Origin of the sequence: Bradyrhizobium sp. th-b2 (assembly GCF_000426785.1) — a bacterium.
Taxonomy (GTDB): domain Bacteria; phylum Pseudomonadota; class Alphaproteobacteria; order Rhizobiales; family Xanthobacteraceae; genus Bradyrhizobium; species Bradyrhizobium septentrionale.
Genome location: NZ_AUGA01000190.1, coordinates 1 through 3,308 on the forward strand (window position 1 = coordinate 1; position 3,308 = coordinate 3,308).

At 61.6% G+C, this 3,308-nt stretch carries 4 protein-coding genes; all 4 read right to left on the bottom strand.

Translation table 11 applies throughout. The features are described 5' to 3' along the window. Positions 1-136 precede the first annotated feature (136 nt). The 4 genes from K359_RS0147355 to K359_RS60685 are packed head-to-tail and all read right to left on the bottom strand — an operon-like array spanning position 137 to position 3,122. On the bottom strand, positions 137-739 hold the full coding sequence (locus K359_RS0147355) for a plasmid pRiA4b ORF-3 family protein (protein WP_029085187.1): 603 nt from the start codon (positions 737-739) through the stop codon (positions 137-139). Further along, positions 736-2,301, bottom strand: a complete 1,566-nt coding sequence (locus K359_RS0147360; RefSeq protein ID WP_029085188.1) for an IS66 family transposase — start codon at positions 2,299-2,301, stop codon at positions 736-738. Before K359_RS0147360 ends, K359_RS0147355 begins: the two co-directional genes overlap by 4 nt. Positions 2,302-2,352: 51 nt before the next feature. Continuing rightward, a complete protein-coding gene (gene tnpB, locus K359_RS0147365) occupies positions 2,353-2,706 on the bottom strand; it encodes an IS66 family insertion sequence element accessory protein TnpB (protein ID WP_029085189.1) in 354 nt (117 codons plus the stop codon). Next, a complete protein-coding gene (locus tag K359_RS60685) occupies positions 2,700-3,122 on the bottom strand; it encodes a transposase (RefSeq protein ID WP_084518858.1) in 423 nt (140 codons plus the stop codon). Before K359_RS60685 ends, tnpB begins: the two co-directional genes overlap by 7 nt. Positions 3,123-3,308 lie beyond the last annotated feature (186 nt).

The following is a 3,308-nucleotide window of genomic DNA, read 5'->3' on the forward strand; positions in this document are numbered from 1 at the left end:
GCTTCATCGACTGCACTTCCCCACTTGAGGGGTCGATGACGTCGATGGTGTCGCCGGCGAAATCCACGAAAACCTTCTCGCCGCCCAGATGGGTCGTAAGGGTAGCTCTGAGGCCCATTTGATTGACGCTTGACGTCTATTTTGAGCGAGTGGTGTGCCGGCGCGGCTTCCATATGTCGGACAACGCGTTGACAGCGGCCTCAAGCGCCTTCAGGTCGACGACGTTGGGATCGAACTGCTCCGGGCCCCAGAGGCGCATATGTTCGTGCTCCGGATGAGCAGGGTCGCTGATGGCGTCGAGGTATTCGGCGTAGCCTGGCGCACCGCCGACATCTTCCGGAGGACAACGGCCGGCGGCCTCGAGCAAGAACGGAAGTCCCTCTGTTGTCGTGTTGTCGAACCACTTTTCGAGCTTGATCACGTGATCCCAGCTGTCGCCGAAGTCGTAGAGATAATGGATCGTCTTCGCGCCGGTCTCTTGAACGATATTGGAGAGCCGCGTCTTGCGAGCATCGATGGGCTGAGGGCCAAAATCTCCATCGGGATCAGGGATACCCCAACGGGCGTCGCCAGCCAGGAACTCGAAGAGATGGCTATTCGTCCAACCAAACGCCGCCTGAAGCGTCAGATGCAGCCGATCAAGGCGCAGCGTGAGCGGCACGACAAGACATCGCATCACCTCCGGTTTTACATCCTTGAGGGTCACCTTGATCCGGACCGCGGTCGTGTTCAGGCTCATGCCGCCAGCCTCGGATCGTGTGCATGCATCGTATAGGTCGACGCCCAGGGAAGCAGCTCGTCCAGTCGCGCCGCTGGCCAGCCATTGACGAGCTTCGCGAGAACATCAGCGAGCCAGTGCTCGGCAGTGACGCCATTGAGCTTACAGGTCTCGATTAACGAAGCCAGAACTGCCCAATTCTCGGCGCCCTCGTCGCAACCGGCAAAAAGGGAGTTCTTGGCGTTGAGCTTGATCGGCCGCATCGCTCGCTCGACCGCATTGGTGTCCATCTCGATGCGCCCGTTATCAAGGTAGAGCGTCAGGCCGTCCCAATGGCGCAGCGCGTAACGTAAGGCCTTCGCCGTGTCGCTCTTCTGTGCAAGGTGATCAAGCTTGGCCTCAAACCACTGCTTCAAGGCTGTAGCCAGAGGTCGGGCATGCGCCTGCCTGCCAGCACGGCGCTCGACATCTGATCGGCCGCGGAGCGCTTTCTCGACTGCGTAAAGCGCAGCGATGCGTTCAAGAGCCTCGCGGGCAACCGGAGCTGGCGCCGGAGCAGCCTCGCGCTCGATCTTCACAAACTGGCGTCGTAGATGCGACCAGCAGAATGCGAGCGTCCCGGACAGGGCGTCCGCACGCGTCTCTCGGGTCATGGTCTTGTAAGCCTGATAGCCGTCGCAATGGATGATGCCGCGATAGCCCTCGAGCAAGCGCAAGCCATGAACGGCCCCACGGCCCGGTGCATAGGCATAGACCACCCCAGGTGGGTCAGGTCCGGCCCAGGGCCTGTCATCGCGCGAGAGCGCCCAGAAGTAGCCGGTTTTGGTCCTGCCGCGCCCCGGATCCAACACCGGTGCGGGGGTCTCATCGACACAGAGCTTCGAAGAGGCGAGCAGAAGCTGGCGCAGACGATGCCACAAGGGCTTCAATTCCTGGGCGGCATACCCGACCCAGAAGGCGAGCGTGGAACGGTCCAGCGCTATTCCGTACGTCGCCAGCATCTGCGCCTGGCGGTAAAGCGGCAAATGCCAATGATACTTGGCATCGATCACATGCGCGACCAGTCGCTCGGTCGGCAATCCTCCCCTAATCAGTCGCTCGGGAGCGGCGTGCTGGAGGACGACGCCGTGACAGGCGCGGCAGGCCAGTCTGGGTCGGCGGGTAACGATGACGCGATACTGCGCCGGTACGACGTCCAGCCTCTGGCTCTCATCGTGACCGATCTCAAAAAGGGCGCCTTCGCAGCACGGGCAGCAGGTTGCAGCCGGCATCAGGGTTTCGACGATGCGCGGCAAATGCTCCGGCAACTGACCACGATTGGCTCTGCGCTCGGCAGCTCTCTTCTCGCATGTTTTGGGATTGGCACCATCTTCGGCTGCTTCGAGAGCCGCGACGGCCTGATCGATATCCTCCAGAACAAGCTGGAGCTGATCAGCGTCCAGCTTTTCCGAGGATCGACCGAACTGCGCATCTTTTGCAAGCTTGAGCAACCGCTCGAGCCTGGCGCAGCCATCCAGCAGAGCCGCGGCAAAGATACGCAACTCGGCCGGATCGCTCGGCAGCTCATCAGGCAAATCACTCATTGGCCCAAGTCTGCCATGCTTCGCGCCCCGATGCAGCGAAGATTTTACGTCCTACGCAAGTGCTTTCGGCTGCAGGATTCGAGGCGCGTGCATCCGCGTCCAATCCATGCAGGCCAGAAGTGCGGACAGCTGCGCGGCATTCATCCGCATCACGCCGGCTACGATGGGAGGCCATTTGAAGCCGCTGCCATCGAGCCGCTTCCAATACATCACAAGGCCGCTGCCATCCCAGACGACAATCTTCACCCGATCGGCGCGCTTCGCACGGAACACCACCGCCACGCCCTTCATCGGGTCATGGCCCAGCGTCTCCTTCGCCAACAGCGCCAAGCCCTCCGCACCTTTTCTGAAGTCCACAGGTTGCGTCGCCACGTAAATCATGAGGCTCGCGGGCGGCATCAGCATGAACGTGTCCGTCGAAGCGCCAAGAACACATCATTCAACACAGCAAGGCCAGGCGTCCCTCGCACCTCCACTCGTGCCCCCTGGAGTTCAACCGTCACTACGGCTGCTTCCGGCGACCCGGTGGGCTCTGCGGCTGCCGGTAGCGCCGATTCCGATACCACCGGCACGAACGACAACGTGTCCGCCGAAGCCGGCAGCACTAACTGGCCCAAACGCGCCCGGCGCCGCCAGTCGTGCACCTGCTGGGGTCGGCACCCATGGCGACGCGCGACATCTGTGACAATCGCCCCCGGCTCAAGACTTTCCGCGGCAATCTGTGCCTTCAAATCGTCCGGCCAGCGCTTTCGACCTGCGCCTGCGTACACTTCGATGCGCGGTGACAACGGTCGTCTTATGTCGTCCGAATGGTCATCCATTGTGAGCACCCTTGCAGAAGATGACTCTTCTTCTAGCGGTGCTCTCAGGATTGAGTACCAAAATTCTCTAGGGCCTCAACGCCACGCTTACGATGGGTCTGCCGCATCGAAGGCCGGGCTCGCCCCTTCCAGGCCTCGTAGGTCGTGCAGAACCATGTGTAGCCGAATCCATCGGGATGGCTGGCG

Bases quoted from the DNA above. Each gene is read 5' to 3' on its own strand.
- K359_RS0147355 (WP_029085187.1), bottom strand. From the start codon at position 739: ATGAGCCTGAACACGACCGCGGTCCGGATCAAGGTGACCCTCAAGGAT.
- K359_RS0147360 (WP_029085188.1), bottom strand. From the start codon at position 2,301: ATGAGTGATTTGCCTGATGAGCTGCCGAGCGATCCGGCCGAGTTGCGT.
- tnpB (WP_029085189.1), bottom strand. From the start codon at position 2,706: ATGCTGATGCCGCCCGCGAGCCTCATGATTTACGTGGCGACGCAACCT.
- K359_RS60685 (WP_084518858.1), bottom strand. From the start codon at position 3,122: ATGGATGACCATTCGGACGACATAAGACGACCGTTGTCACCGCGCATC.